At 72.8% G+C, this 1349-nt stretch carries 2 protein-coding genes; one reads left to right on the top strand and one right to left on the bottom strand.

The features are described 5' to 3' along the window. Nucleotides 1-778: AfsR/SARP family transcriptional regulator (locus E1258_RS32665; protein WP_132407839.1), on the bottom strand; the 778-nt coding region annotated here is incomplete at its 3' end. Between the two features lie 118 nt (nucleotides 779-896). Between E1258_RS32665 and E1258_RS32660 the strand changes: the two genes are divergently transcribed. Next, a complete protein-coding gene (locus E1258_RS32660) occupies nucleotides 897-1313 on the top strand; it encodes a hypothetical protein (RefSeq protein WP_007072267.1) in 417 nt (138 codons plus the stop codon). Nucleotides 1314-1349 lie beyond the last annotated feature (36 nt).

The raw sequence follows: 1349 nt of genomic DNA, 5'->3' as shown, positions 1-1349 counted from the left end.
GGATCGCGGCCTGTAGCTCCCGCAGCTCACCGGCGGGGTCGAGGCCGAACTCGGCGACCAGTCGGGCGCGCAGGTCACCGTACGCGTCCAGCGCCTCGTTCGTGCGGCCCTGACGGTGCAGCACCAGCATGAGCTGGCCCACGAGGCGCTGCCGCAGGGGATGCTCGGCCACCAGCTCGGTCAGCTCGTCCAGTGCCTCCCGGGAGCGGCCCAGCCGCACGAGGGCCTCCAGCCGGTCCTCGACGGCCGTCCACCTCGCCTCCCGCAGGCCGCCGCAGAGCCGGTCCCGCGTCTGCGGCGGGGCCACGTCGGCCAGCGGATCGCCGCGCCACAGCGCGAGGGCCCGGTCGAACAGCTCGACGGAACGCTCGTCGTCGGTCGCGCGTGCCCGGGCGAGCAGGTCGGTGAAGCGGTGCACGTCGACCGAGAGCGGATCCACCCGCAGCAGGTAGCCCGCCCCCCGGTGCAGGATCTCGGTGCGGACGGCGGGCGGGGGGTCGGCGTCGGCGACAGCCCCGGCGGCGGGTCCGGCGGCGATAGGCCCGTCGGCGGCGCGCAGGGCGGCGCGCAGCCGGGAGACCAGGGCCTGGACGGTGCCGCGCGCCGAGGCCGGCGGGGCGGCCCCCCAGACCAGGTCGATCAGCCGGTCCACCGGTACGACTCGGTTGGGCTCCAGCAGCAGCACGGCAAGCACCAGGCGCTGCTGGCGGCGGGCGCCGAGGTCGAGCGGCACGCCCGCCGAGTACGCCTCGACCGAGCCGAGGACCCGGAACTCCACGGACCCACCTCCCCCGACGCGTCAGTATGAACGATCGCCGGCAAGCGGACGGCAGAGGTGTGGCAAGCGTCCCCGGTGATCCTTTGACGACGTCTCGGACCTCGACAAAGGACTGATCATGAGCACTCGACGCATTTCCGGCCGGACCCTGGGCATGGTGGGCATGGCCGCGATCGGCACGGCGCTGTCGCTGACGGTGGCGGCGACACCGGCGCAGGCCAGCACGAACATCGGCTGGCTCTACACCCAGAACGCCGCCGGCAAGGCCTTCTTCGACGCCGACGTGGCCGGCTGGGAGGGCGCGGAGGAGATCAAGGCCTGCGACATCAAGACCGACGACGCCGCGGTGTTCGCCTACCTGAGCGACGAGAACGACAGGATGGTGGCCTCGGTCCGGGACACCTACAACGACGGGGGCTGCACGAGCACGGCGTACAACATGATCACCGACGAGAAGCGGGTGAAGCTGACCGTCTGCATCGACGACGGCACCAGCGTCCTCAAGAGCTGCAGCTCCGCCTGGGGACGTTCCTGACCCGGTCGCCCGACACGGGGCTGGCGACCGGGCACG

This window comes from Micromonospora sp. KC207 (assembly GCF_004348615.1).
GTDB lineage: Bacteria > Actinomycetota > Actinomycetes > Mycobacteriales > Micromonosporaceae > Micromonospora.
Note: the sequence above shows the minus strand (reverse complement) of the source record. Positions and strands in the feature narration are given on the sequence as shown.